This window comes from Synechococcus sp. FACHB-909, assembly GCF_014698945.1.
Lineage (GTDB): Bacteria > Cyanobacteriota > Cyanobacteriia > PCC-6307 > Cyanobiaceae > Cyanobium.
In genome coordinates, this window is record NZ_JACJTY010000002.1 from 532,855 (window position 1) to 557,146 (window position 24,292).

Consider the following 24,292-nt stretch of genomic DNA (forward strand, 5'->3'; position numbering starts at 1 on the left):
TTGAGTGCTGCCGCAACTTTAGGTAGGTCGGCGGCCGATTCCGTCGCCGCGGCCCCCCGGCGCCGGTCACCCCTGCCCTGGGAGGCCCGATAAGGTTGCTGCTGATCTCGGGTACGACATGCGGGTTGTCATCGCCGGGGCCGGTCTGGCCGGTCTGTCCTGCGCCAAATACCTCTGCGACGCCGGCCACACCCCGATCGTGCTCGAAGCCAGAGACGTGCTGGGCGGCAAGGTGGCGGCCTGGCAGGACGCCGATGGCGACTGGTACGAAACCGGTCTGCATATCTTCTTCGGCGCCTATCGCAACATGCGCCAACTCTTCGCGGAGCTGGACATCGAGGATCGCCTGCAGTGGAAGTCCCACTCCATGATCTTCAACCAGAAGGAAGTTCCCGGCACCTACAGCCGTTTCGATTTTCCGGATCTGCCGGCTCCGCTGAACGGGGTGGCGGCGATCCTGGGCAACAACGACATGCTCACCTGGCCGGAGAAGATCGCCTTCGGCCTCGGCCTGGTGCCGGCCATGCTGCGCGGCCAGGCCTATGTGGAGGAATGCGACAAGTACAGCTGGAGCGAATGGCTGCGGATTCACAATATCCCCGAGCGCGTCAACGATGAAGTCTTTCTCGCCATGAGCAAGGCGCTCAACTTCATCAATCCCGAAGAGATCTCCAGCACGGTGGTGCTCACCGCCCTCAACCGCTTCCTCCAGGAAACGGACGGCTCCAAAATGGCCTTCCTGGACGGCAACCCGCCGGAGCGGCTCTGCCAGCCGATGGTCGAGTACATCGAGGCCCGGGGGGGTGAGGTTCATCTGGAGTCGGCCCTCAGGGAGATCCGCATCGACAAGGACGGCGCCGTGACGGGCTTCCGCATCGGCGGCATCAAGGGGCGGCCCGAGCGCGAGATCCAGGCCGACGCCTACGTGAGCGCCATGCCCGTTGATCCGCTCAAGCTGCTGCTGCCGGACGCCTGGAAGTCGCTGCCCTACTTCAGCAAGCTCGAGGGGCTGCGGGGGGTGCCGGTGATCAACATCCATCTCTGGTTCGACCGCAAGCTCACGGACATCGACCACCTGCTGTTCAGCCGTTCCGACCTGCTCAGCGTCTATGCCGACATGAGCAACACCTGCCGGGAGTACGAGGATCCCGACCGCTCCATGCTGGAGCTGGTGTTCGCCCCGGCCGCCGACTGGATCGGTCGCCCCGATGCCGAGATCGTGGCCGCCACCATGGAGGAGCTCAAGCGCCTTTTCCCCATCCACTTCACCGGTGACGCCCCGGCCGTGCTGCGCAAGTCGGTGGTCGTTAAGACGCCCCTCTCCGTCTACAAGACCGTGCCGGGCTGCCAGCAGCTGCGACCCTCCCAGGACTCCCCCATCCCGAATTTCTTCCTCGCGGGCTGCTTCACCATGCAGCGCTACCTGGCCTCGATGGAGGGGGCGGTGCTGAGCGGCAAGCTCTGCGCCGCCGCTGTCGACGCCCACCTCTCCGGCAGTGGCCAGGGTCCGGCCCCCGCCCAGAGCCTGGCGACGGTGTGAGTGTGCTGGCCCCGCTGCCCCTCGACCGCGCTTCCGACCTGGAGGAGGCCTACGAATCCTGCCGACAGGAGACGGCGCAGTGGGCCAAGACCTTCTATCTCGGCACGATGCTGCTGCCGCCGGCCAAGCGCCGGGCGATCTGGGCGATCTACGTCTGGTGCCGCCGCACCGACGAACTGATGGACAGCGCCCAGGCCCAGACGCTGTCGGCCGAGGTCCTGCTGGAGCGTCTCGATGCCTGGGAGGAGCGCACCCGCGCCCTGTTCGCCGGCCATGCCGTCGATGGCCTCGACCGGGTGATGCTGGACACGATCGAGCGCTTTCCCCAGCCCCTGCAGGCCTACCTCGACATGATCGAGGGCCAGCGGATGGACGTGCTGCGCGACCGCTACGCCAGCTTCTCCGATCTCCAGCTCTACTGCTACCGGGTGGCGGGCACCGTGGGTCTGATGACCCAGGAGGTGATGGGGGTCGATGCGGCCTACACCTCCGCACCCTGGAGCGAGCGTCCCGACACCTCCGAAGCGGCCGTGGCCCTGGGCATCGCCAACCAGCTGACCAACATCCTGCGGGATGTGGGTGAGGATCGCGGTCGTGGCCGCATCTACCTGCCCCAGGAGGATCTCGACCGCTTCGGTTACTCCGAAGCCGATCTGATGGCCGGGCGTCTCAATGAGAACTGGCAGGCGCTGATGCGGTTCCAGCTGGAGCGGGCCCGGGACTGGTTCAACCGCTCCGAGGCCGGGGTGCGCTGGCTGGCTCCGGATGCCCGCTGGCCGGTGTGGGCATCGCTGCGGCTGTATCGGGGGATCCTTGATGTCATCGAGAGGTTGGATTATGACGTCTTCAATCACCGCGCCTTCGTGCCCAGGGTCGGCAAATTGCTGGATCTCCCCCTCTCCTATGTGATCGCCCAGACGCGATGAAGCGGCGCCCCATCCGCCAGGCCATCGGGCCGCTGAAGCTGCTGCTGCCTGCGTCTGTACGCCTCACCCTCGCCGCCACCGCCGGGCTGACGCTGCCGGGCCCGGCCCTGGCCCAGTCCCTGCCGGCCACGGTCAGCCCTCCCGAGGTGAAGGCGGTGGAGGGACTGGGGGCGGGATGGCCCGGCCCGATGCCCAGCGGCGACCGCCTGCCCCCCTTGCCCCCAGAGCTCCTGGGGGCCCTGACGATGGAGCAGGCGGCAGCCTGGGCCGTGGATCGCAATCCCGTGGTGCGCTCCGCCTATCAGTCGCTGGTGGCCACCCAGAACAGCCTCGGCGCCGCCTACGCCAGCTGGTGGCCGACCCTCAACCTCAGCCTCAACGGCGGGCCCTACGCCTCCAAGACCTTCTACAACTACCCCTTCAGTGCCTCCGCGGGCTTCTCCATCTCGGGCTCCGGTCTCAGCAGTCAGAGGGTGTTCGAGGCCAGCTACTTCCAGGCGATCGGCCAGATCGACACCACCTGGAACCTGATCGATCCCACCCGGTCGGCCACGATCTGGCAGAGCAAGTACCTGGTCCGCCAGGCGGCCGACACCTATGTGATCACCCGCCGCGACCAGCGCCTCAAGACCCAGTCGGCCTACATCGATCTGCAGCGGGCCCTCGCCGCCGTCCAGACCGGCCGTCAGATCGTCGAGAACGACGAGCTGCTGTATCGCCTCGCCCAGACCCGGGTGCAGATGGGGGTGGCCTCCCGGCTGGAGGTCTATAAGCAGCAGACGGTCTTGCTGGCCGATCGCCAGGCCCTGCTGGCCGCCGAGCAGCAGGTGGAGACCGCCCGGGCCAACCTCGCCCAGCTGCTGGCCACCCCCAGTCCCGACGCCCTCACCCCCGCCACGCCCTTCGCGCCCCTCGGCGCCTGGGACCATTCCCTCGACGACTCGATCACGGCGAGCCTCGCCTACCGCAAGGTGCTCGAGCAGCAGCTCCTCGCCGTCCAGACCAACGAGGCCCAGGCGCGGATCTACCTGGCCACCTACCGCCCCACCCTGCAGTTGATCACGTCCCTCTACTGGACCAAGGGGGTGGGCTATCTCAACCAGGGCCCGCCGTTCGTGCCCAACGCCCGCTCCGACGAATGGAACGGATCGGCCCTGCTGCAACTGACGTTCACGGGCTTCGACGGCGGCCAGGCCCGCATGAACGCCGCCGCCGCCCGCCGCCAGGCGGCGGCCGCCGCCGAGACCTACAGCGCCACCGTGCTGCAGGTGCGCAGCGACGTGCAATCCCTGGTGGCCCAGGCCCGCTCCGGCCGCAGCATCGTGCTGGCCGGCGCCGAACGGGTCAAAGCGGCCAACGGGGCCCTGCGCCTCCAGACCCTGCGCTTCAACGCCGGCTACGGCACGATCACCGATGTGGTGCAGGCCCAGCAGGAGATCAGCCAGGCGGTGAGCTCCTACATCCAGAACCTGGCCACCTACAACGACACCCTGGTGCAGCTCAGCCGCTCGAGCGGCCTGCAGGTTCAGCCTGATCCCGCCCTGCTCCAGGCGGTGGGCAATCCCCTGCAGACCCTGCGTCTGCCGACACGGATGGGGCAGATGCGCTGATCTGCTCCAGGCGTCGCTGGCGCATGGCCCGGGCCCGGGCACTGAGCTGCTCGAAGCCGGGGTCGTTGAGGATCGAGCAGACCTGGCCCTGCAGTTCGCTGGCGTTGATGTTGATCTCCATCTGCCGGATCTGGTCCCGCAGGGAGTTCTCCCGGTCCGCCACCGCCCCCGACATGCGGTTGAAGGCCCGCACCAGCCGGCCGATGGCGTCGTCCGACGGGTAGGTGAGGGCCTGATGGCCCTGGCCGTCGGCGATGGCATCGGCGGCGGTCGCCAGCTCCCGCAGCTCCCGCCGGATGCCGCGGGCGATCAGCCAGGCGGCGACGCCACTGGCGCTGATCAGGATCAGGGTGAGGATCACCAGCCGGCGGACCATCTCGTCCTTGGCCTCCTGCATCGGCAGGAGGGCATCCGCGAGGGCCTCCTCCTCCACGGAGACGACCGCCAGCCAGTTCCACTCCGGGAAGGCGGCGATGTAAAGGTGCTGCAGCACCGGGGTGGTGGAGCCCGGGGGGCGCACCATGGCCTTGCGCTCGAAGGGCTCGCTATGGCCGAGGGTGCGTGGATCGGGAATGCCGCCGTTCTGGCGCAGGGCCATGGCCAGGTCGATGCAGGCCTGGGTGTCCACGGTCTGGTAGCTGCAGTACAGCCCACCGGTGGGGGTGATGCCGAAGAAGGCCGCCTGGTGGGTCTCGGCGGGGAAGAGGCTGGAGCCGGCGGCGAGGAGCTTGGAAGCGGCCTGGGTGCTGACGTCCACCAGCAGGGCCAGGTGGCCTTCGCCGGGTTTCCGACCCGAAAGGACGGTCAGCCGGGCCATCCGCCATTCCCCATCCAGCTTCAGCATGGCGCTGCGACTCATCTCCGCGGCCGGAGCGCCCTTGAAGAGGTGTTGGAAGTCGTCCACCGTGGCTGGCAGGGCAGGGGCGCCGGGCTCCAGGGCCTGGCCCTGGCTGGTGATGCCCGTGAGCCGGCGCCAGGTGCCGCTGCGGTCGCGGTAGTAGACGGCGGCCCGCTCCCGCAGCAGGGCCAGGGGGAGTCGCAGCCGGTCGTTGAGCAGGGCGGGGGCCTGGGCCTGCGTCAGGGGCTGGCCCTTCCAGGACAGGCGGCCTTCGGTGTCCATCCGCAACGGCGCCAGGGCCTTGCGCAGGTCCTTGGAGTCCTGACGGATGACCCGGCTGAACTCCTCGGCCGACTTCTCGATGATGGAGGTGGTGACCGCCAGGGAGGAGAGGTTGTCGTGGTCGAACATGGTGCTGATCTCGATCCGGGCCTTCTGGGCCAGGCGGATCGAGCCGATCGTGGCCAGCGCCAGGAAGATCGCCAGGCTCACGAGCGGGCCGCTGACCCCCAGGAGCATCAGCCGCACGGACAGGCGCAAGGGTCGCCCCCTCCTCACCCCCGCTGTCCGTTGAGGCCGTCCCGCGAGCCGTTGGCGAATCGTCAAAAGGGCCTTCAACGCCATGCCTATGATTTTCCCACGTCCGTGAGATGGATCGCTTCATGACCAGGATCCTTTCCGTCCATTCCTTCCGCGGTGGAACGGGAAAATCCAACCTCTCGGCGAATCTGGCGGCCGCATTCGCGGCCCGCGGACTCAGGGTCGGCGTCTTCGACACCGATCTTGCTTCACCAGGTATTCATGTGCTGTTTGGGTTCACGGCAGGGCCGGAATCCCATACGCTCAATGATCATCTTCAGGGCTCCATTCCGATTGAACAGTGCTCCCATGACGTGACCCCCGCCTCGATGGCGGGCGGCAAGGGGCGCATCTTTCTGGTGCCTGCCGCCATGGAGGGCGACCGGATCGCCCGGCTGCTGCGGGAAGGCTATGAAGTGGAGCGGCTCAACGATGCCCTGTTCAGCCTGGGCCAGAGCCAGCACCTGGATCTGCTGATCGTGGACACCCACCCCGGGATCAACGAGGAGACCCTGCTCACCACCGCCATCTCCGACTGTCTGGTGATGGTGATGCGCCCCGACCAGCAGGACTACCTCGGCACGGCCGTGGCGATCGAAGTGGCCCAGAGGCTGATGGTGCCCGAGGCCCGCCTGGTGGTGAACAAGCTGCCGGCCCATTTCGACGCCGAACAGGTGCGCGCCCGGGTGGCCCAGAGCTATGGCATTCCCGTCGGAGCGATCCTGCCCCTCAGCGACGACCTGCTCACCATCGCCAGTGGCAGCCTGGCCCTGATGGATGTCCCCACCCATCCATGGAGCACCGGGGTGACCCAACTCGCGGCTGACCTCGCCGATGCGCTCCTCTGAGCCCGACACCGGCGCTGATCCCGCCGCCGCCGGCCCGCTGACCATGGCCCGGCTGCTGGCGCTCGAACCCGCCGCGTTGCGCCAGCTGCTGACGACGGGCCTGCGGGCCGGACTGGCCGAGGCCGAGCTCGACGCCGGTTGTGCGGCCGCGGTGGCCCCGGGTCAGGCGCCGGCGGAGCTGCGGGCCCTTCTGCAGGAGCGGGGCTGGCTGGCCTGGGATCCCGATCGCCAGCGCTGGCGCACCCGGCTGGGCGCCACCAGGCCGGCGGCGCCACCTCAGGGCTGATCCGCCAGCGCCAGCCACTCCTCCAGCGCCGGGTTCACCAGGGAGGGATTTTCGTCGTGGGGGCAGTGGCCGAGGCCGCTCAGGACGCGCAGGTCGCGGACGGCGGCGAAGGCCCCGGCCCAGCGCCGCGCCTCGGCCACCGGCTCCCATGGATCCGCCTCCCCCCACAGCAGCCGGACCGGGATGGTCAGTTCCGCCAGCAGGTCGGGGGCGAGGCGGTCGCGGAAGAGGTTGATGAAGCCCCGGAAGCTCTCGTCGGCGCCGGGGCTGCGCGCCGGGGTCAGCAGCAGCTGCACCAGCTGGTCGTCGATGCCCTGGCCGGAGGGGTAGGCGGCGCCCAGCACCCGGCGGATCACGCCAGGGTTGGCCACCCAGCGGAACAGGCGGCCCGTGAGCCACCGCTGGCGCACTAGGCGCTTGAGCAGGGGCCGGCCGATCCTGCGCAGGGGCGGCTGCTCGCTCAGGCGGCGGTCGTCGAGGCTGCGCTGGGCACAGTCGATCAGGATCACCTGGCGGGCGTCGTCGCCGAGCCTGGCGGCGGCGGCCAGGGCCACGACGCCCCCGATCGAATTGCCGACCAGCTGGACCGGCGTGCCGATCACCTCCCGCACGAAGGCGGCCACCTGGTCGGCCCACAGGTCGATGCCGTAGCGGAGCGCCAGCCCATCCTCCGGCTCATCCTCGAGCCGGGAGGGGGGCTTGCTGCTGGCCCCGAAACCCACCAGGTCGATGGCGTAGACCGGGCGCCGGCCGGCCAGCGCCGGCAGGTTGTGGCGCCAGTGCTCCTTGCAGGCGCCGAAGCCGTGGATCAGCAGCACGGGCAGCGCCCCGCTCGCCTCCGGGGCCGCCGATGCCTGGGTCACGTAGCTGATCGTCTGCCCCTGCCACGACCAGCTGCCCAGCCAGTCCGCCGGGAAGATCGTGCCGTCGTCGGCCGGGAGTGAGACGGTCATGGGGCCTGGGGTCGGGGGACTCAATGGGACCCCTTCCAGGGTTCGACCCAGCCATCTTCGATGGCCCAGATCCGATCGGCGTCATCCAGCAGGCGCAGGTCGTGGGTCACCAGCAGCACGGAGCTGCCCCGTTTGCGGCAGAGGTCGCCCAGCAGGGCCACCACCTCCTGGCCGGAGCTGCTGTCGAGGGAGGCGGTGGGTTCGTCCGCCAGGACCAGATCGGGCTCGGGGGCCAGGGCCCGGGCGATCGCCACCCGCTGCCGCTGGCCGCCGGAGAGCTCGGAGGGGAAGTGGTGCAGACGGTGGCCCAGACCCACCGCCTCGAGCAGGGCGGTGGCCCGGTGCCGGCGCCGCTCGGGGTCCGGCTCGCTCAGCTGCAGCACGAGCGCCACGTTCTGCAGGCTGGTGAGGGAGGCCACCAGGTTGTGGCTCTGGAAGATGAAGCCGATGCGGCGGCGGATCTCCACCCGCATCCGCTCACTGGAGCGCCGCACCTCACTGCCCAGCACCCGCAGGGAGCCCTCCTGGACCGATCGCAGCGCCCCCACCAGGGTGAGCAGGGTGCTCTTGCCGCTGCCGGAGGGTCCCACCAGCAGGGTGATCTCGCCGGGGTTCACGGTGAAGCTGATCCCGTGCAGGATCTCGCTGCGCAGCGGACCTTCCCCGTAGGCGTGGCGCAGATTCTCGGCGACGACAGGCAGCATCGGGTTCAGAAGACGCTGGCCGGATCCGCATCCCGCAGCTTGTTGAGCGCGATGGCGGCCGCCACGGCGCAGACCCCGATGGTCAGGCTGAACACCAGCACGGTCTTGCCGGTGGTCATCACGATCTGGATGCCGGAGACGGCGGTGAGGAAGGCATAGAGGGCGGCGCTCGCCACCAGGGCGGGAACAAACGAGGAGATCGCCAGGATCGAGGCCTCCTGCAGCACCAGAATCAGCAGGAATCGGTTGCGGAAGCCCAGGGCCTTGAGGGTGGCGTACTCGTGCAGGTGGTCGCTGACATCGGTGTACAGCACCTGATAGACGATCACCCCACCCACCAGCAGACCCATGATCGTGCCGAAGCCGAAGATGATGCCGAAGGAGGAGCTGGTGTTCCAGTAGTTCTGCTCGTTCGCGATCAATTCGGGCTTGGTGAACACCTGCAGCTGGCTGCCGTAGAGGGCCCGCAGGTGACGCTGAACGGGGGCGATGGCGGCCGGATCGCTGACGCGGATCAGGCCCATGGAGATCTCGCCCTCGTTGATCTGCTTGTAGGCCAGCTGCAGGGCCGTGGTGTCGCTGCTGATCAGGTTGCTGTCGGCGGCGAAGGTGGAGCCGAGGCGGAACAGGCCCACCACCCGGAAGGTCTTGGAGTAGTCGGAGAGGATCATCGTCTGGCTCCCCTGGGCCTTGACCGCGGCGGCGACCGGTCCGGTGTTGCTGTTGCCGGCCGCGTCGAAGAGCACGTAGCCGGGGGTGCGGATGCGGTCGATCTGCTCGCGCACCGGCGCCAGATCAAGAATCTGCTGGTCGGGATCGAAACCGATCAGGCGCAGGCTGGTGGGCTTGATCCCGCCCATCTGCTGGGCGTTCACATTGGCGACATAGACGGGGATGACATCGGCCACCCCCGGCACCCCCAGCGACTGATAGAGCTGGGACTGGGGGAACTGCTGGAAGGCGCCGCTGTCCCGGGTGCCGGGGCTGATCACCACCAGATCCGTGATCAGGGCCTGGTAGAAGGTGGTCGCGCTGGTGAGCAGACCGGACTGGAAGCCCAGCTGCATGAACATCAGCAGGGCGGCGAAGCCGATGCCGGTGACGGCCACCAGGTAGCGGATCGGCTGGCGCTTGAGCTGCAGCCAGGCCACCGGCAGATCGCCCAGGCTGCGTTTCAGGGAGCGGCCGATCACGGCAGGAAGCGGACGTTCACGTTCAGCCCGCTGAGCTTGGCGAGGCGGGCGGAGTCGGCGGGGGTCAGCGCGATCTTCACCAGCACCACCCGGGCATTGACGTTGTTGTTGGAATTGACGCTGAAAAGATCCCGGTCGGAGACCTCCCCGGTGATGGCCAGGACCCGGCCCTGCAGCTTGCCGCTGAAGCCGCCGCTCTCCGGCCAGATCTCGACGGGCTGGTCAGGTCGCACCTGGGGAATGTCGCTCTGGAACACCTGGGCCCAGACCTGCATGGCGCCGATCTTGCCGATCTGGGCGAGCCCCTGGTCGGTTTCCTTCATGCCCGGCCAGCTGTAGATCCGCAGCAGCTTGCCGTCGAGGGGGGAGCGGATCTCGGCGTTCCGCAGCTGGCTGCGGGCCTGGGCCAGGTTGGCCTTGGCCACCGCCACGTCGGCGAGGGCCACCTCCCGGTCGACCGGGCGGACCGTGAGGTTGTCGTAGAGGGTGCCCTTGAGGGCCTGGATGTTGGCCTGGCCCTGGGCGAGGGCCGCATCGGCCTTGCCGAGTTCCTCCTCGGAGATCGCCCCGGCCTTGAACAGCTCCACGCTCTTCTGCTGGCTGATCTTGAGATAGGGAATCACCACCTGCTCGGCCTTGAGATCTGCCTCGGCCTTGGCACGGGCCCCCTGGCGGGCCCCCGCATCCACCTGGGCCAGCTTGGCCTCGCTGAGGGCCAGCTGGCTCTCGGCCTGGACGACCCCCTTGCGGAGACTGGCCCAGCTGCTGAGGAACCCCAGCAGCTGGTCGCGGCGGATCGCCGCCCCCTCGGGCACCAGCCACTTGTCGACGACCTCCGAGCCGCCGCTGTTGCCCGAGGCGGTGGAGAGGGACACGACGCCCCCCTGGGGGGTGAGGCGTCCCAGGGCGGTCACGGCCCGGGGCGCCAGGGGCGGTGGCGGCGGGGCGGGGCGGTGGGTCAGCTGCCAGCCCGCCAGCCCCAGCACGGCCAGCACCGACACCGTGACGACCTTGCGGCGGCCGCTGCCCCAGGCCCGCTCCCGCCAGGTGCGCTGCAGGCCCTCCAGCCTGTCGCCGTGCGGCGTTTCCGTCACGAACCGAGGGGCTCCGGGCGCGCCATGGTAACCGCGGGATCCGCGCCCAGCCAGCGGCGGTGCATGCGGCGGTACTCGATCGAGAGGATGTCGGAGGCCACATGCCGCTCCTGGGTGAGATCCAGGGGGACGGGGGTCGGTCGCTGGCTGCGCACCACCCCATGGTCCTCCTGGAAGATGGTGCGGGAGATGGCGATCGACTGGGCTTCGCTCCCCGGCAGCCGCAGGCGCTTGCGTTTGGAATACTTCACCCAGCGGGCCAGGGTGTGGGTGTCGCTCTGGGGAAGGCTGGCGTTGAAGAAGACGAAGCGCAGCTGGTCGCCGATGCTGGTGTCGACGATGTTGAGGTTGGGGTAATAGAAGCTGAAGGTGGTGGTGGCGCACAGGGGGCCGCTCTGGCCGCTCAGGGTGCGCAGCAGCTTCAGGACCCCTTTCACCGGCAGTTCGAAGCTCACCGTGGCGGCGATCATGCGGTCCTCCTTGCGGAGATCGACGGGAATCGACAGGGGTGAATCCTGGCTGGCGAAGGTGCTCTTGTGCACCCAGTAAGCATGGGAATTGTCGAGGTTGGACTCGATCACCCGGCTGAAGTGGGTGTCCCAGTCGAAGCTGCTCTCCACATGGCCCCAGGCGTCGTCCGGGAAGACGGGCAGATCGGGCAGCAGGGCCGGATCGGGCGGGCCCTCGCCCCACCACATCCAGATGAAGCCCCGGGACTCGACCGCCGGCCGCTCACCCACCAGGTCGCTGCGCGCCGGAGGGCTGGAGCCGGCCGGCTCGGCGGGAGCCTCCAGGCAGGTCCCGTCGGCGGCGAATTTCCAGCCGTGGAAGGGGCAGCGCAGGCAGCCGCCCTCCTCCAGCCGCCCAAGGGCCAGGGAGGCCCCCCGGTGGGGACACCGGTCGCTGAACAGCCTGGGCCGGCCTTCGGCATCCGGGAAGAGCACGAAATCGTGGCCCGCGAAGGGGACGGCCACCGGACCCTGGCGGAAGGCGAACGAAGAGGCGACGGCGTACCAGCAGTTCCGGGCCAGTTGAGACACCTGGGGAGGGGATGTCTCTGAGGCGCTCCCAGCCAATGACATGCTCTGCCGATGCTGCGCGGATCTTAAGCGAAGCGTCCCGATCGAGAGAGCGACACCCCCTAGATTGGCGCCGCCGCCAAGGTTGGGTCGCCCCACACTGCCGTCCGAATGATTCGCAAGTGATTCGCAAGCTGCGCAGTCCCCTGGCGATCGTGTTTCTCACCCTGTTGCTGGACAAGCTGGGCGAAAACATCGTCTATCCCCTGCTTCCCTTCATCCTCGAGAAGTTCTCTCCCGACGGACTCACCCTGGGGCTGCTGGCCTCCACGGCCACCCTGTTTTCCGTGCTGGCGTCACCGATCATCGGTTCCCTCAGTGATGCCTGCGGCAGGCGGCCGGTGATCCTTCTCTGCGTGGCCATCAACTGTCTGTCCCTGTTCATGTTCGGCCTGGCCGGAACCCTGGGGCTGATCTTTCTCTCCAGGGCGATCAACGGCGTCTCCACGGCCACCGTCGGCACCGCCCAGGCCTACATCTCCGATATCTCCACCCCGGCGAACCGGGCCCGCAACTTCGGCATCAGCGGCGCCGCCTTCGGCCTCGGGGCCATCGCCGGCCCGGCCCTGGGGGGGGCGCTCGTGGGATTCGGCATGCGCTTTCCGGTGTTCGTGGCCGCCGCCCTGGCGGCCTACAACTTCCTGATGGCGTTTCTGTATCTCAAGGAGACGCTGCCGCTCCCGAACAGGCCCCGCTTCCAGTGGTCCCAGATCAACGGACTGGCCCCGGTCATGGCCCTGCTGGCGCTGCCGAAGGCGAACCGCGTGGCGCTGGCCTTCTGCTGCTTCAACTTCGCCTTCAGCGGCTTCACCACCCTGCTGGTGCTCTATCTCAAGGATCAGTTCTCCTGGTCGGCCTCGCAGTCGAGCGGCATCTTCGTGATCGTCGGCCTCACCGTCACCTATGTGCAGGTGGCCCTCACCGGCCCGCTGGTGCGGCGCCATGGGGAGGCCCGCCTCAACATCTACGGCCTGCTGGCGGTCGCCGCCGGCATCGCCCTGATCCCCCTGGCCCGGGTGTTCGGCGCCGGCGCCGCCGTCGTGATCGTCACGGCCGCCGTGATGCTGTCGGTGGGGGCGGCCTGCGTGATCCCCACGGCCCGCAGCCTGGTCTCGCGGCTGGTCCCGGAGAACCGGCAGGGCGTGATGCTGGGCAGCCTGCTGGCCCTCACGGGTCTGGCCAGTGCCCTGGGTCCGATGCTGGCGGGGGTGCTCTACGACCTCTCCCCCACCCTCTGCTTCCTGCTCCAGGCGGTGGTCTGCCTGCTGGGGGCGCCCCTGCTGCGCGGCGTCAGGGAACCGGTGCCGGTCCCCGTCGACATCGCCGGCTGAACTGGCGCTCTGATGACGGCGCCTCAGGCGCGGGCGTGTTCGCGCATCATCCGCCTGTACTCCACCAGGATCAGGTCGGACTCGATCAGCACCTCATTCGAGCCCCGGAAGCTCACCCGCTTGGGCTGCTGTTCGCTGATCACGGCGGCGTCCTCCTTGGAGATCTGCAGGCCCGTGTCCAGGGTGACGCGATCGAACAGGCGATTCAGCACCGGCGTGGCGGTGAGGAAATTGCGGCCGTTGGTGACCCGGACGGTGGTTTCGCCGTCGTTGTCGGGCACATGGGCCTGCAGGGCCGCCAGGGTCACCGCGCCGAAATGGATGATCGAGACCACCACGTTGGGGTAGAGGAAGCGGTACTCCTTGAAGGCATTGGCGCTGTCTCCCTTCAGCAGCAGGCAGGTGAGCCCGTTGAGCTTCTTGACCTTGATCGGCATGCGCCCGTAGAGGCTGCCGGGTTCCACCTGCACCGGATAGTGCTCGAGGCTGAAATCGGTGGTCGGGTCCACCCGTCCGATGCTTTTGCCGTGCACGAAGGCGGCGTGGGTGGGGTCGATGCCGTTCTCGATCGTGCGGGTGAAATGGGTGGCGTAGGTGTAGGCCATGTCACCGCCGGCCCGCAGGGTCAGCCCGTCCAGTTCCGGGATGTCGAGCACATCGCCATCGGGGCTGGCCTGGCCGCCGGCGAGCCACAGCCAGACGAACCCGTGCCGCTCCCGGGTGGGGAAGGTGCGCAGCCGCGCCTGGCGCGGGATCGACTCCTCGGCCCGCAGGGCCGGGATGTGCACGCAGGTGCCCTGGGCGTCGTACTGCCAGCCGTGGTACGGACAGACCAGGCTGTCCCCCTTCGCCCAGCCCCCCGCCAGGGAGCAGCCCCGGTGGGCGCAGCGGCCATCGAAGGCCAGCACCCGGCCGCCGCCATCGCGCATCAGCACCACCTCCCGGCCCTGGAAGCGGTGGGCCAGGGGCTGGTCGCCCACCTGGCTGGAGAGTCCGACGGCATACCAGCAGTCGGTGGGCCAGGGGGACGGCGTCGGCATCTCAGGGCGTGGGGACGGGGGGCGTGGGCACGGGGGCTGTGGCCGGGCAGGCCCGGGCCAGGGCACGCCTGTAGGCCAGGATCAGCTGGTCGGAGGCCAGCAGCAGCTCATCCCCCTGGGTGCTCCAGGACGGGCCCGGGGGCTGGGTTTCCACCACCGCCTTGTCCTCCTCGTAGGTGTCGACCGTGTTGCGGATCGAGTTGCCGTCGGCCCAGCCGTAGGGGAGGAAATTGCGCACGCCGATCCACTTGGTGAGGGTGGTGTGGTCGTCAACGGGGATGTTGCTGGCGAAATAGATGTACTGATACCCCTTCCAGTTGAAGTCCAGGGCGATTCTGTTGACGTTGGGAAGGTAGCCGGTGAGGGTGGAGCTGGAGTGGCTCCTTTTCCGCTTGACGATGTACTTCAGCAAGCCCACGCGGGCCGGCGGCTTCAGCTTGTGATGGGTGGACACCAGACCCGGTTCGCTCACGATCTCCAGGCTTTCCACGCTCGCGTCCTCCCGGTTGCCGAAGAAGGGCCGGTGGACGAAGGGGGCGTGGGAGGTGTCCAGCGCCGACTCCACCACCCGGCTGAAGTGGGCGTTCCAGGTGTAGGACCCGCTCACCGCCCGCCAGCCCGGCTGACCCAGTTCCGGGAAGGGGGGGATGGGCACCTCGGAGGCCCGATCGGCCTCGCCGGGGAAGATCCAGAGGAAGCCGGACTGCTCCCGGATGGGGAAGGTGGCCATCCGGGCCCGGGCCGGGATGGGTGTTCCCGGGGGGTCGGCCGGAATCCGGACGCAGTGCCCATCCACGTCATAGCTCCAGCCGTGGTACGGGCAGCGCACGCAGGAGCCCTCCACCCACCCCCTGGCCAGGCTGGCGCCGCGGTGGGCGCAGTAGTCGGCCAGTGCATGGGCCTGGCCGCCCGCGTCGCGGAAGAGGAGGTAGCGGCGCCCCAGGAGGGTGACGGAGACGGGTTGGTCGCGAAGCCCGTGGGCATGCTCCACCGCATACCAGAAGTTCTCGAGTCCCTGGGTCATTCCTCGGGTCGTTCCTCGGGTCGTTCCTGAGCTGGGTGCGACACCGGTTCCACGGGTCGACCGACCCTGTTTAGCACCGATGGGGCCTGGATCCAAGATGAACCGGCTGAAGGAATTGCTGAACGATTTAGAATCGGTTTCTGTTGAGTGGCGACCATTGCGCAAGCTTCACCTGGACCCCGGTGAGTTCGCCTACCGAAGTGGAGACAGTGGTCAGGAGGTGTATCTCGTCCGCACCGGGGCGATCGAACTGGTCACCCTCTATCCCGAAACCGGAGAAGGCATCGACGGGCGCCATGGCCCGGGCCACGTGTTCGGTGAGGTGGAGCTGATCGACGGCCGGGCCCGCACCCACACCGCCAGGGCCTCCCAGCCCACCGAGCTGCTCGTCTTCAGCCGCGACGAGCTGATGGACCTGCTGTTCGAGCATCCCGAGCGCAGCCTGGTGCTCGGACGCAGCGTCTTCGACCGCCTCCGGGACCTCTACACCAACGAGACCCTGGAGTCCGACCTGGCCCGGCTGCGCGAGGAGATGCAGGCGAGCATCCGCGATGCGGTCGTCGCCCATGAGGGCCGGGTGGTGCGCAGCCACAGCGGCATGGCTGCCATCGCCGTTCCGATCGTGCTGATGGTGCTTCTGGCGATCGGTTCCTACTGGTACTTTCACCGGGGCTGAGCCCCGTTCGCGCAGCCCATCACCACTGGTCCCGTTCCATGAGCATCCAGCCGGTCCCCCCTGAAGACAAGGAGCACGCCCTCTCCGAATTCCGGGAGCTGATCAGTGCCGACGTCGAGGCCGGCATCGACAGCCACGAGCGCAGGATGAGCCGTATGGGCTTTCTGTTCCTGGCGATCTTCGTGGGCGTGGTCGGGCTGATGGCCTTTCTCCCCTGACACCGCCTCCGCTCCGGCGGGATGGTGGGCCAGGGGAGTGGCGGTGCCGGATCAGACCGCGGCCTTCTGGTTGGCCAGCAGGCTCTTCAGCTTGGCCAGCTCGCCGGCCCAGCGGGGATCGGGGGCGCCTTCGCCGACGGCGTCGGCATGGACCACCTTGTTGACGCTCTTGCGGGCGGCGGTGGGGGCGCTGCCGGGGCGGCGGTCGTTGCCGGCGGCACCGCGGACCTCACGGCGCTGCTCGGAAATCTCGATGCGCAGGGTGCTGCCGCCGAAGTCCTTGCCGTTGAGCTGGGCGATCACGGCCTCAGCCTGGGCCAGGTCGTCGACGTTGGCGAAGCCGAAGCCACGGCAGGTTCCGGTCTCCCGGTCGTTCACGGCCTTGAAGCGAACCCCTTCTCCCACGCTCGAGAAGAGAGCATCCAGCTCTTTGGCATCAAAGGTTTGCGGCAGGTTGCCGACATAGAGACGAACGCTCATGGGGAGGGGCTCAGGAAAGGAAAAACTCTGGCAGGCGGTGCGATCGCGCCATTGCATCCAGCAGTTAATCACGCCGTGGGTCCGGGTCCGCGCCGGGTCCCCGGCGGTCGAGCCAGAGCCGGGCCGCGGCAACGGCCTCATCAACTGCATGCGGGTCGGTCAACTCCGCTGTGTCCGTCGCTGCGGTTCCGCCAAGTCGACCGAAGGCCCGTTCGGCCGTCAGGTGATCGATCAGCTGGCCCAGACGGGGCCCTGGCGGGATGGCCAGGAGCTGTTGCAGCCGGCGGCCGTCGAGGGGCGGGCGGGGGTGGAACAGGCGATCCGCCGGGTTGCGCCACCGCTCCATGGCCGCCCCTGCCGCTGTGGGATCGAGCTGCAACAGCAGGGCGGGCAGATCCTCCTCCAGTTGGCGGTGCAACTGCAGCCGATCCGCTTCGTCCAGGGCCTCCAGGGACGGCCCGCCCCGGGGCGAATCGCTGCGCTGGAGACGGTCGTGCCAGTGACGCAGCCGCTGGCAGCGTTGCTGCAGGCGCCGGCTGGCCCGCAGCCGCTCCAGGGTCGGGCCGTCGAGCACGGCCGCCAGCCGCGCCAGCGGCAGGGCCCAGGCCGCCTCCGTCGGCATCAGGCCGCAGGCTTCCGGCCGTTGCGGCCCCAGGGGCTCCAGCCGGGGCCCGGACCCGTCGGCGGCCCCCCAGGGCTGGAGCAGCCCCGCCTCCAGGGCCAGCTCCAGCCCCCGGTGCCCCTCGGGAGCGGCGGCCAGCCGTTCCAGCTCCGCCAGCACCCGCTCCCCGGCCACGGCGGTGATCCGCTGCCGATGGCGCCCGATCAGCTCCCAGGTGGCCGGAGCGATGCTGAACGCCAGTTCGCAGGCCAGCCGCACCCCCCGCAGCAGCCGCAGGGGGTCATCGAGCAGGTTGGCTTCGCTGATGGCCACCAGCCGGCCTGCCGCCAGATCCGGCAGGCCGCCGCAGGGGTCGATCAGCCGCAGATCCGCGGCCGATTTGCGGCCGGACGGCGTCGCTCCTTCCAGGGGCAGGGCGATGGCGTTGGCGGTGAAGTCCCGGCGGGTGAGATCGGCGGCCAGATCCTCACCGGCGCAGCGGGCCAGGTCGATCGTCCAGCCCTGCAGCACCAGTCGGGCGATCGAGCGCTCCTGGTCCAGCACCACACAGCTGCCGCCCAGCTGCCGCCCCAGGCGTCGGGCCAGGTCGATGGCGTCCACGGGCACCACCAGGTCCAGATCCGGCCGGGCGCTCAGGCGGCCCAGCAGGCCGTCCCGCACCGCCCCCCCCACCAGCGCCGTGCCCGCCGGCAGCTGGTGGAGGGCCACCGGCCAGGTCTCGGGCGCCAGGGCCCGCCACAGTTCAGGGACTTGACGTCCCGGCTCCCACGCCACAATGGGCGCCCTGCTGGGCCGCGGCGGCATGTGCATCTGCGTGGATTGCCACTGGGTCGAGCGGTGTCAGGCCTACCACGCGGTCGAGCGCCAGCATGGCGTCGCCCATCTCAATCCCCATCCTGACTTCAGCCCCCGCCAGCCGCGCATCCACGTGCAGGTGATCGATCTCGACACCGCCGGCACCAGCGTCGGGGTGGAGTGGGATGTGCGCGCCTGCTCCGACTTCCGCTCCGACCCGGGCCGCTGGCGTCGCTGTCGCCCCGACGGACCCCTGCCCCGATGAGTGTCCTCCCCGATCCGGACGGGCGCCCCTGGCTGCTGGCGCTGCACAGCTCCAGCGAAAGCCTCGGCGTGGGGCTGCAGCGCCTCGGGGCGGCGGCGCCCGAGCGGCTGGAGACGTTCCCCCTCGGCCGCTCCCTCTCCAACGGACTGTTCGAGTGTCTGGAGTCGGTGCTGCCGGCCAGCGCCTGGCCCCGGCTGGGCCGCCTGGCGGTGGCCACCGGCCCCGGAGGCTTCACCGGCACCCGATTGACGGTGGTGCTGGCCCGCACCCTGGCCCAGCAGCTGGCGCTGCCCCTGGACGGGATCAGCAGTTTCCGCCTGATGGCCCGCCGCCTGCTCACCGGATCCGAGCCCCCCAGCGAAGGCCCCTTCTGGTTGCTGCAGGAACTGCCGCGGCGCGGTGTGGTGGCGGGGCTCTACGGCGCCGACCCGGACCAGCCCGGTGGCGTCGCCGAGCTGGAGGCGCCCCGTCTCCATCGGGGCAGCGAGGCGCTGACCCCGTACCCGATCCATCCGGCCGAGGTGCAGCTGCCGGAGGACGTGATCCAGCTGCTGGGCATCGGTGCTGCCAACGCCGCGGAAGGGCGGGACGCCCCCTGGCAACCGGTGCTGCCCCTCTATCCCACCAGCCCGGTGGAGGCGCTCCCATGCTGAGCCGCCCCGGACCCCGCCCCGAGCCGCGGCCGCGCCGTCGCCGCTCCCGTCGCCCAGCCGCCGCCGCCATGCCCCCGCCCGTCGCCCCCCAGCGCTCCCGCCGCGGGCCACGCCGCCGGCGACCGGTTTCGGGGCGGGTGGTGCTGGCGGGCCTGGCGGGACTGGCCCTGCTGTGGCTGTCGCGCGGTGGCTGGTGGCCCACGCCGCCGCCGCCCCAGATGATCCTGGTGCTGGGGGGGGATGCGGATCGGGAGGCGGCGGCGGCCCGCCTGGCCCGTGTGGACGGCCTGCCGGTGGTGGTCACCGGCGGCACCAACCCCGAGTACGCCCACTGGCTGTTCCTGCAGAAGGAGGGTCTGCCCGCCCGCCAGGTCCAGCTCGACTACCGGGCCCGCGACACGATGTCCAACTTCACCTCCCTGGTGGACGACCTGCGCAAGGCACGCATCCGCCATGCCCTGCTGGTCACCTCCGCCGACCACATGGAGCGGGCCCTGCTGGTGGGACGGATCGTGGCCGGCAGCCGCGGCATCCATCTCACCCCGGTGCCCGTGCCCTGCGGCGAGCTCTGCGTCGTCGAGGGCCGGCGGCGCCTCTGGGGCGACGGCGCCCGGGCGGCCCTCTGGGTGATCAGCGGTCAGGACATCAGGCCGTGGGTGGAAGAGCGGGTGGCTCCCTGGCTGGAAAAAGCAGGGATCCGCTGATCGGACCCAGGTCGAGCATCCGGTTGATCTGCTCCTGGGCGGCGCGGGTGGCGGCGTCCAGGTCGGGGCGGCGCCGGGAGGCAGGCGGCGGGATCGGTGTGCCGATGCGGATGTGGATCGGCACCAGCCTCGGGCCGTGGCCGCCGGGTCCCAGGGCCCGGTGGCTGTTGATGATCGCCACCGGCAGCAGCGGCACCCCGGCCCGGGCCGCCAGCAGGGCCGCCCCCGGCTGGGGGGCATTGACGCGGCCGTTCGCCTGCCGGGTGCCGTCGATGAACACGCCGGTGGCCCAGCCCTGCAGCAGCCGGTCGGTGGCGGTGCGGATCGCTTCGCGGTCGCCGGCACCGCGCTCCACCGGGTAGGCGCCGCAGGCCCGGATGATCGGCCCCAGCAGGGGCACCCGGAACAGCTCCGCCTTGGCCATGAAGGCCACCGGCCGGCCGAGGGCGTGCCCCAGCAGCGGCGGATCCAGGTGGGAGCCGTGGTTGGCCACCACCACCACGGCCCCCTCCAGGGGCACGTTGTCGTTGCCGGTGGTCCGGCCCCGGAACAGCACCCGGAACACAGGGAACACCAGCAGGTAGCTGATCAGCCGGTAGGTCAGGCTCGGCTTCGGCGTGCTCAGCAGGGCGGGGGGATCGGCGGGGGGGCGGCGGCGGCGTCTCACTGGCCCATGTCGCCGGAGGTGGCGATCTGGGCGGTGCCGAGCCCGGGGCAGCTGCGCTTGATCAGGCCGGAGAGCACGTTGCCCGGCCCGATCTCCACGGCGGTGCTGATCCCCTCGGCCTGCAGCCGGTCCATCGTCTCCCGCCAGCGCACCCCCATGGTCATCTGCTGGCGCAGGCGCTCCTTGAGCACCGTGGCGTCGGTCTCGGGCCGGGGATCGGCGTTGCTGAGCACGGGGATCCGGGCGTCAGCGAACGGCACCGCCTCCAGTTCGGCGGCGAAGGCCTCGGCGGCGCCGGCCATGAAGGGGGAATGGAAGGCGCCGGACACCGCCAGGGGGATGGCCCGCTTGCAGCGCACCGTCGCCGTGACACTGGCCAACGCTTCCGGGGTGCCGGAGAGCACCACCTGGGCGGCGCTGTTGTCGTTGGCGATCACCACCCCCTCGGTGGCGGCCACCGCCTGCTCGAGCTCGTCCCGGTCGAAGCCCATCACGGCGGTCATGGCGCCGCCGCCGGCGGCCGCCATCAGTTCGCTGCGGCGGCGCATCAGCTTCAGGCCGGTCTCGGCATCGAAGACCCCGGCGGCGTAGAGCGCCACCAGTTCCCCCAGGCTGTGGCCCGCCACCAGCCGGGCGCTGCGGCCCTGGCCGTGGAGCGCGTCCACCAGCAGGCTCTCGACCACGAACAGGGCCGGCTGGGTGTTGCGGGTGTCGTTGAGGTCGCTGGGTTGGCCACCGGTCTCCGTTCCCGCGCAGATGGCCAGCAGGTCACGGCCGAGCAGCTCGGAGGCCCGATCGAAACGCTCCCGGGCCCCCGGCAGGTCGATCACCCCCTCGGCCATCCCCGGTTTCTGCGAACCCTGTCCCGGAAACACCCAGGCGATGGCCATGCAAGCCTCCCGTGCAACGGCAGGAGATTAGGGCTCGGCTGGGGGGACCCCCGGACCGCTCCAGCGGAACAGGGCGGCGCCCCAGCTGAGGCCGGCGCCGAAGCCGCTGCTGGCGATCAGGTCGCCGGCGCCCACCCGCCCATCGCGGACGGCTTCGTCGAGCATCAGCGGGATCGTGGCGGCGGAGGTGTTGCCATAGGCCGAAAGGTTGCTGAGCACCCGCTCGGCGGGCATGGCGAAGCGATCGGCCACCGCGTCGAGGATGCGCTGGTTGGCCTGGTGCAGCAGCAGCCAGTCCACGTCGGCGGCGGCGGTGCCCGTGGCCTCCAGCAGCTCCGCCAGCACGGCGGGCACCTCGCGCACGGCGAACTTGTAGACCTCCTGGCCGTTCATGTGGATCGGCGCGAAGCCGCCCACCTGGGCCGAGAGATCCCCCACCAACGGCTGGTGGTCGGCCACCTGGGCCAGGGTGAGGCAGGCGTTGCGGCTGCCGTCCGAGCGCATGCGGAAGCCCACCAGGCCGTCTTCGGCGGGGTCACAGGCCTCCACGGCCAGGGCGCCGGCCCCGTCGCCGAACAGGACGCAGGTGCGGCGGTCGTCCCAGTCGAGCCAGCGGCTCAGCTGGTCGGCGCCGATCACCAGCACCCGCCGCATCGTGCCGCCGCGGATGTACTGGGCCGCCGTGATCAGGGCGAACAGGAAGCCGCTGCAGGCGGCGGTGAGATCAAAGGCCACCGCCCGGTGGGCCCCCAGGGCCGCCTGCACCCGCGGGGCGGTGCCGAACAGGTCGTCCGGGCTGGAGGTGGCCAGCAGGATCAGATCCACCTGCTCAGGGTCCCAGCCCGCATGGGCCAGGGCCGCCCGGCCCGCCTCGGCGGCCAGGCTGGTGACGGTTTCCCCGGGGCCGGCCACCCGCCGGGCACCGATGCCGGTGCGGCTGCGGATCCAGTCGTCGTTGGTCTCGACCCGCTCGCTCAGCTGGTCGTTACTGATGCTGGCGGCGGGGAGGGCGCGTCCGCAGCCCACCAGGGCCATGCCCCGCAAGGCGGCCGTGGTCACCGTCTTGTCTGAGCCGAGCGGCACCCATTCGGTTCACAGGTGGCCACAGTCAACCACAGGTGGTTGCCACTCCGGCGCTCCCCTCGCCGAGGGCGTGCAGGTCGTCCATGACGCCGTGGCTGGCGGCGGAGTGGGCCAGCCGCAGGGCGCTCACCACCGAGAGGGCCCGGCTGCTGCCGTGGCCGATGACGCAGATGCCATCGACCCCGAGCAGCAGGGCGCCGCCGTGCTCGGCGTGGTCGAGGCGCTTCTTGATCCGCACCAGGTTGCTGCGCAGGAACGCCGAGCCCACCTTGCCCCGGCGTCCCCGGGGCAGCTCGGCCCGCAGCACGTCCAGCAGGACGCTGCCCACCGATTCGAGGAACTTCAGCAGCACGTTGCCTGTGAAGCCGTCACAGACCACCACGTCGAAGTCGCCGGAGAGGATGTCGCGCCCCTCGCAGTTGCCGGCGAACACGAAGCGCTCGTCGGCCGCCAGCAGCGGATGGGTGCGCAGGCAGAGGTCGTTGCCCTTGCACTCCTCCTCGCCGATGTTCACCAGGCCGATGCGGGGCCGCTTCACCTGCAGCACGTCGCGGCTGTAGATGTTCCCGAGCAGGGCGAACTGGTGCAGCCATTCGGGCTTGCAGTCCATGTTGGCCCCCACGTCGAGCACCAGCACCTGCTGGCTGGGGTCCTTGGTGGGGAACAGGGCGCCGATGGCCGGGCGGTCGATGCCGGCCAGCCGGCCGAGGCGGAAGATCGCCGCCGCCATCACGGCGCCGGAGTTGCCGGCGGAATAGACGGCGGTGGCCTCGCCTTTCTTGACCAGGTCCATGGCCACGTTGATGCTGGCGTCGCGCTTGCGGCGCACCACGGTGGCCTCCTCGTGCATGCCCACCGACGGGCCGCTGGGCACCAGCTGGATCAGGCCACGCTGCACCGCCTCCTCCAGCTCCTGGCCCAGGCCCATGGCCGTCACCGCCTGCCGCAGCGGCTCCGGCTCGGCCACGAAGCGGATGCGCAGGGGCAGCAGGGCCACGGCCCTCAGGCAGCCCTCCAGGATCGGCCCCGGGGCGTGGTCCCCGCCCATGCCGTCGACGGCCACCCAGAGGCGCTGGCGGTCGTCGATGGCGGCGCCGGTGTGGCTGCCCTGCTGCAGACGCCGCAGGGGGTCGAACACCAGGGGCTGGAGCACGGATCCCGCCACATTGGTGGCGGCGCCGGCCATGCTGCCGGCAACGGACACCGCCCCGGAGGCGGCGCCGCTGGCGGTGGCGGTGGCGGTGCCCACGAGGCTGGTGACAGCCGCATTGCGGCGGTACCAGATCACCAGGCGGCGGATCGTGCGGTTGGGTTTGGGGCGGTTGGAGGCGAAGCGACGGCCGTCGCGCCCTGCGCCTTCAGGATCCTTCGGTGGCAACGGGTTCAACGATGCGCTGGAACAGATAGCCGGTGCCCCGCGCCGTGAGGATCAGCTCGGGGTTGGCCGGATCATCCTCCAGTTTGGAGCGCAGCCGCGAGATGTGGACATCCACCACGCGGGTGTCCACGTGACGCTCGGGCGTGTAGCCCCACACCTCCTTGAGGATCTCGCCGCGGCTGAAGGGCTCGCCGGAGCGGCTCACCAGCAGCTCCAGCAGGCTGAACTCCATGCCGGTCAGGCGGATGCGCTCGTCGCCCCGGTACACCTGGCGCTTGTTGGTGTCGATGCGGAGATCGCCCACCTGGATGACGCCGGAGTTGGGGATCCCGGCGCCCGGGTCCTTCTCGACCCGCCGCAGCACGCAGCGGATGCGCGCCTCCAGCTCCTTGGGGCTGAAGGGTTTGACGACGTAGTCGTCGGCGCCGAGCTCAAGGCCGGTGATGCGGTCAGCCACGTCACCGAGGGCGGTGAGCATGACGATCGGCACGTCCGATTCCTTGCGCAGCTCCTGGCAGACGCCGTAGCCGTCGAGCTTGGGCATCATCACGTCGAGGACCACCAGGTCCGGCAGGACGCGGTGGAAGGCCTCGATGGCCTCCTCGCCGTCGCTGGCGGTGACCACCTGATAGCCGATCATCGAGAGGCGCGTCTCGAGGATCCGGCGAATGCTGGCCTCGTCATCGACGACGAGGATCGTTTCCTTGGCGGTGGGGGAGGCCGTCATTGCGCGGCGAGGAGAATGCAACACGGTTCCGACCCACTGAACCGGCCGGAAGGTCGGGAATTCACCGAACGCCACCTTTCTTCATACAC

At 70.0% G+C, this 24,292-nt stretch carries 26 protein-coding genes; 11 read left to right on the forward strand and 15 right to left on the reverse strand.

Features of this window, described 5'->3' with window-relative positions; translation table 11 throughout:
* Positions 1–118 precede the first annotated feature (118 nt).
* From pds to H6G99_RS05935, 3 genes are read left to right on the forward strand one after another with little or no spacing between them, the layout of a single operon-like run.
* On the forward strand, positions 119–1,540 hold the full coding sequence (gene pds, locus H6G99_RS05925; protein WP_190610500.1) for a 15-cis-phytoene desaturase: 1,422 nt from the start codon (positions 119–121) through the stop codon (positions 1,538–1,540).
* Positions 1,537–2,466 carry a phytoene synthase gene (locus tag H6G99_RS05930; RefSeq protein WP_502690438.1) on the forward strand — a complete coding sequence of 310 codons (930 nt, stop codon included), beginning with the start codon at positions 1,537–1,539 and terminating at the stop codon, positions 2,464–2,466. The genes pds and H6G99_RS05930 overlap by 4 nt, the downstream gene beginning before the upstream one ends.
* The gene (locus tag H6G99_RS05935; protein ID WP_190610501.1) at positions 2,463–4,076 is read left to right on the forward strand and encodes a TolC family protein; all 1,614 of its coding nucleotides are present in this window, start codon (positions 2,463–2,465) and stop codon (positions 4,074–4,076) included. The genes H6G99_RS05930 and H6G99_RS05935 overlap by 4 nt, the downstream gene beginning before the upstream one ends.
* Here H6G99_RS05935 and H6G99_RS05940 read toward each other — a convergent pair.
* Positions 3,967–5,454, reverse strand: coding sequence for a HAMP domain-containing protein (locus H6G99_RS05940; RefSeq protein ID WP_190610502.1), 1,488 nt, complete (start codon positions 5,452–5,454; stop codon positions 3,967–3,969). The genes H6G99_RS05935 and H6G99_RS05940 overlap by 110 nt on opposite strands.
* Positions 5,455–5,576: 122 nt before the next feature.
* Between H6G99_RS05940 and H6G99_RS05945 the strand changes: the two genes are divergently transcribed.
* Together H6G99_RS05945 and H6G99_RS05950 are read left to right on the forward strand one after the other, a co-directional pair.
* Positions 5,577–6,341 carry a MinD/ParA family ATP-binding protein gene (locus tag H6G99_RS05945; protein ID WP_094586755.1) on the forward strand — a complete coding sequence of 255 codons (765 nt, stop codon included), beginning with the start codon at positions 5,577–5,579 and terminating at the stop codon, positions 6,339–6,341.
* Entirely contained in the window at positions 6,328–6,627 is a 300-nt protein-coding gene (locus H6G99_RS05950) for a hypothetical protein (RefSeq protein WP_190610504.1), read from the forward strand. Before H6G99_RS05945 ends, H6G99_RS05950 begins: the two co-directional genes overlap by 14 nt.
* Here the strand turns inward: H6G99_RS05950 and H6G99_RS05955 are convergent.
* Genes H6G99_RS05955 through H6G99_RS05975 form a run of 5 tightly spaced genes read right to left on the reverse strand, consistent with a single transcriptional unit; the run spans position 6,618 to position 11,611 of the window.
* A complete protein-coding gene (locus tag H6G99_RS05955) occupies positions 6,618–7,580 on the reverse strand; it encodes an alpha/beta fold hydrolase (RefSeq protein WP_190610505.1) in 963 nt (320 codons plus the stop codon). The two genes, H6G99_RS05950 and H6G99_RS05955, sit on opposite strands and share 10 nt — an antisense overlap.
* 20 nt (positions 7,581–7,600) lie before the next feature.
* Entirely contained in the window at positions 7,601–8,284 is a 684-nt protein-coding gene (locus H6G99_RS05960) for an ATP-binding cassette domain-containing protein (protein ID WP_190610506.1), read from the reverse strand.
* Between the two features lie 5 nt (positions 8,285–8,289).
* Complete coding sequence (devC, locus tag H6G99_RS05965; protein ID WP_094586702.1) at positions 8,290–9,477, reverse strand: ABC transporter permease DevC; 1,188 nt, start codon at positions 9,475–9,477, stop codon at positions 8,290–8,292.
* The gene (locus tag H6G99_RS05970; RefSeq protein ID WP_190610507.1) at positions 9,474–10,571 is read right to left on the reverse strand and encodes an HlyD family efflux transporter periplasmic adaptor subunit; all 1,098 of its coding nucleotides are present in this window, start codon (positions 10,569–10,571) and stop codon (positions 9,474–9,476) included. Before H6G99_RS05970 ends, devC begins: the two co-directional genes overlap by 4 nt.
* Complete coding sequence (locus tag H6G99_RS05975) at positions 10,568–11,611, reverse strand: aromatic ring-hydroxylating dioxygenase subunit alpha (RefSeq protein ID WP_158219574.1); 1,044 nt, start codon at positions 11,609–11,611, stop codon at positions 10,568–10,570. The genes H6G99_RS05970 and H6G99_RS05975 overlap by 4 nt, the downstream gene beginning before the upstream one ends.
* A 161-nt stretch (positions 11,612–11,772) precedes the next feature.
* On the opposite strand from H6G99_RS05975, the gene H6G99_RS05980 reads away from it, so the two are divergent.
* Positions 11,773–12,981 carry an MFS transporter gene (locus H6G99_RS05980; protein WP_190610508.1) on the forward strand — a complete coding sequence of 403 codons (1,209 nt, stop codon included), beginning with the start codon at positions 11,773–11,775 and terminating at the stop codon, positions 12,979–12,981.
* Positions 12,982–13,004: 23 nt separating this feature from the next.
* Here the strand turns inward: H6G99_RS05980 and H6G99_RS05985 are convergent, their stop codons facing one another.
* Entirely contained in the window at positions 13,005–14,021 is a 1,017-nt protein-coding gene (locus tag H6G99_RS05985) for a Rieske 2Fe-2S domain-containing protein (RefSeq protein ID WP_190610509.1), read from the reverse strand.
* A gap of 1 nt (position 14,022) precedes the next feature.
* Positions 14,023–15,045 (reverse strand): aromatic ring-hydroxylating dioxygenase subunit alpha, encoded by a 1,023-nt coding sequence (locus H6G99_RS05990; protein ID WP_094586694.1) that lies wholly within the window; start codon positions 15,043–15,045, stop codon positions 14,023–14,025.
* A gap of 157 nt (positions 15,046–15,202) precedes the next feature.
* On the opposite strand from H6G99_RS05990, the gene H6G99_RS05995 reads away from it, so the two are divergent.
* Complete coding sequence (locus H6G99_RS05995) at positions 15,203–15,721, forward strand: Crp/Fnr family transcriptional regulator (RefSeq protein WP_286190996.1); 519 nt, start codon at positions 15,203–15,205, stop codon at positions 15,719–15,721.
* Positions 15,722–15,759: 38 nt separating this feature from the next.
* Positions 15,760–15,939: a hypothetical protein gene (locus H6G99_RS06000; RefSeq protein ID WP_190610511.1), complete on the forward strand. Its 180-nt coding sequence runs from the start codon at positions 15,760–15,762 to the stop codon at positions 15,937–15,939.
* 51 nt (positions 15,940–15,990) lie between these two features.
* Here the strand turns inward: H6G99_RS06000 and H6G99_RS06005 are convergent, their stop codons facing one another.
* Together H6G99_RS06005 and H6G99_RS06010 are read right to left on the reverse strand one after the other, a co-directional pair.
* On the reverse strand, positions 15,991–16,419 hold the full coding sequence (locus tag H6G99_RS06005; RefSeq protein ID WP_094586688.1) for an RNA recognition motif domain-containing protein: 429 nt from the start codon (positions 16,417–16,419) through the stop codon (positions 15,991–15,993).
* A 64-nt stretch (positions 16,420–16,483) separates the two neighbouring features.
* Positions 16,484–17,749, reverse strand: coding sequence for a tRNA nucleotidyltransferase/poly(A) polymerase-related protein (locus tag H6G99_RS06010; RefSeq protein WP_353617181.1), 1,266 nt, complete (start codon positions 17,747–17,749; stop codon positions 16,484–16,486).
* Between the two features lie 94 nt (positions 17,750–17,843).
* Here H6G99_RS06010 and H6G99_RS06015 point away from each other — a divergent pair, with 94 nt between their 5' ends.
* The 3 genes from H6G99_RS06015 to H6G99_RS06025 are packed head-to-tail and all read left to right on the forward strand — an operon-like array spanning position 17,844 to position 19,458.
* Positions 17,844–18,101, forward strand: coding sequence for a Ycf34 family protein (locus H6G99_RS06015; RefSeq protein ID WP_094586684.1), 258 nt, complete (start codon positions 17,844–17,846; stop codon positions 18,099–18,101).
* On the forward strand, positions 18,098–18,754 hold the full coding sequence (tsaB, locus tag H6G99_RS06020) for a tRNA (adenosine(37)-N6)-threonylcarbamoyltransferase complex dimerization subunit type 1 TsaB (RefSeq protein WP_190610513.1): 657 nt from the start codon (positions 18,098–18,100) through the stop codon (positions 18,752–18,754). The genes H6G99_RS06015 and tsaB overlap by 4 nt, the downstream gene beginning before the upstream one ends.
* Positions 18,748–19,458 (forward strand): YdcF family protein, encoded by a 711-nt coding sequence (locus H6G99_RS06025; RefSeq protein ID WP_353617182.1) that lies wholly within the window; start codon positions 18,748–18,750, stop codon positions 19,456–19,458. Before tsaB ends, H6G99_RS06025 begins: the two co-directional genes overlap by 7 nt.
* On the opposite strand, the gene H6G99_RS06030 is transcribed toward H6G99_RS06025, so the two are convergent.
* The 5 genes from H6G99_RS06030 to rpaB form a co-directional block, all read right to left on the reverse strand.
* Entirely contained in the window at positions 19,400–20,125 is a 726-nt protein-coding gene (locus tag H6G99_RS06030) for a lysophospholipid acyltransferase family protein (protein WP_094586678.1), read from the reverse strand. The two genes, H6G99_RS06025 and H6G99_RS06030, sit on opposite strands and share 59 nt — an antisense overlap.
* Complete coding sequence (fabD, locus tag H6G99_RS06035; protein WP_190610514.1) at positions 20,122–21,015, reverse strand: ACP S-malonyltransferase; 894 nt, start codon at positions 21,013–21,015, stop codon at positions 20,122–20,124. Before fabD ends, H6G99_RS06030 begins: the two co-directional genes overlap by 4 nt.
* 27 nt (positions 21,016–21,042) lie before the next feature.
* Positions 21,043–22,050, reverse strand: coding sequence for a beta-ketoacyl-ACP synthase III (locus tag H6G99_RS06040; protein WP_190610553.1), 1,008 nt, complete (start codon positions 22,048–22,050; stop codon positions 21,043–21,045).
* A 73-nt stretch (positions 22,051–22,123) separates the two neighbouring features.
* Complete coding sequence (gene plsX / locus H6G99_RS06045) at positions 22,124–23,476, reverse strand: phosphate acyltransferase PlsX (protein ID WP_094586672.1); 1,353 nt, start codon at positions 23,474–23,476, stop codon at positions 22,124–22,126.
* A complete protein-coding gene (rpaB, locus tag H6G99_RS06050; RefSeq protein ID WP_015110442.1) occupies positions 23,457–24,203 on the reverse strand; it encodes a response regulator transcription factor RpaB in 747 nt (248 codons plus the stop codon). Before rpaB ends, plsX begins: the two co-directional genes overlap by 20 nt.
* Between the last annotated feature and the right edge of the window lie 89 nt (positions 24,204–24,292).

Coding starts and splice junctions, on each gene's coding strand:
- pds (WP_190610500.1), top strand. CDS start 119: ATGCGGGTTGTCATCGCCGGGGCCGGTCTGGCCGGTCTGTCCTGCGCC.
- H6G99_RS05935 (WP_190610501.1), top strand. CDS start 2,463: ATGAAGCGGCGCCCCATCCGCCAGGCCATCGGGCCGCTGAAGCTGCTG.
- H6G99_RS05945 (WP_094586755.1), top strand. CDS start 5,577: ATGACCAGGATCCTTTCCGTCCATTCCTTCCGCGGTGGAACGGGAAAA.
- H6G99_RS05950 (WP_190610504.1), top strand. CDS start 6,328: ATGCGCTCCTCTGAGCCCGACACCGGCGCTGATCCCGCCGCCGCCGGC.
- H6G99_RS05955 (WP_190610505.1), bottom strand. CDS start 7,580: ATGACCGTCTCACTCCCGGCCGACGACGGCACGATCTTCCCGGCGGAC.
- H6G99_RS05960 (WP_190610506.1), bottom strand. CDS start 8,284: ATGCTGCCTGTCGTCGCCGAGAATCTGCGCCACGCCTACGGGGAAGGT.
- H6G99_RS05985 (WP_190610509.1), bottom strand. CDS start 14,021: ATGCCGACGCCGTCCCCCTGGCCCACCGACTGCTGGTATGCCGTCGGA.
- H6G99_RS05990 (WP_094586694.1), bottom strand. CDS start 15,045: ATGACCCAGGGACTCGAGAACTTCTGGTATGCGGTGGAGCATGCCCAC.
- H6G99_RS06000 (WP_190610511.1), top strand. CDS start 15,760: ATGAGCATCCAGCCGGTCCCCCCTGAAGACAAGGAGCACGCCCTCTCC.
- H6G99_RS06005 (WP_094586688.1), bottom strand. CDS start 16,419: ATGAGCGTTCGTCTCTATGTCGGCAACCTGCCGCAAACCTTTGATGCC.
- H6G99_RS06015 (WP_094586684.1), top strand. CDS start 17,844: ATGTGCATCTGCGTGGATTGCCACTGGGTCGAGCGGTGTCAGGCCTAC.
- tsaB (WP_190610513.1), top strand. CDS start 18,098: ATGAGTGTCCTCCCCGATCCGGACGGGCGCCCCTGGCTGCTGGCGCTG.
- H6G99_RS06025 (WP_353617182.1), top strand. CDS start 18,748: ATGCTGAGCCGCCCCGGACCCCGCCCCGAGCCGCGGCCGCGCCGTCGC.
- fabD (WP_190610514.1), bottom strand. CDS start 21,015: ATGGCCATCGCCTGGGTGTTTCCGGGACAGGGTTCGCAGAAACCGGGG.
- H6G99_RS06040 (WP_190610553.1), bottom strand. CDS start 22,050: ATGGCCCTGGTGGGCTGCGGACGCGCCCTCCCCGCCGCCAGCATCAGT.
- rpaB (WP_015110442.1), bottom strand. CDS start 24,203: ATGACGGCCTCCCCCACCGCCAAGGAAACGATCCTCGTCGTCGATGAC.